This window comes from Rhodoferax sp. UBA5149, from assembly GCF_002413825.1.
Classification (GTDB): Bacteria; Pseudomonadota; Gammaproteobacteria; order Burkholderiales; family Burkholderiaceae_C; genus Rhodoferax.
This window is the reverse complement of the sequence record NZ_DHXT01000154.1, coordinates 7,379-7,656: the sequence shown is the minus strand read 5'-3', so window position 1 is coordinate 7,656 and position 278 is coordinate 7,379. Positions and strand designations below refer to the sequence as shown.

Genomic DNA, 278 nt, shown 5'->3' with positions numbered 1-278 from the left:
ACCACCGGCACAAACACCGCGCTGACCTGGTCCACCAAACGCTGGATCGGTGCCTTGGCGGCCTGCGCGTCCTCCACCAGACGGATGATGCTGGAGAGCACGGTATCAACGCCGACGGCGCTTACCTGCATCACGACGCGACCGTCGCCATTGATGGAGCCGCCGGTGAGTTTGGCCATGGGATCGACCGCCGCGCCCGGCGTCGACTTGGCGGCTGCGTGTTTTTCCACCGGCAGCGGCTCGCCGGTCAGCATCGACTCGTCCACCTGGGTCTGCCC

At 66.9% G+C, this 278-nt stretch carries 1 pseudogene; it reads right to left on the bottom strand.

The features are described from left to right. A pseudogene (locus tag B3V69_RS13505) lies at positions 1–278 on the bottom strand (copper-transporting ATPase); the annotation flags it as partial.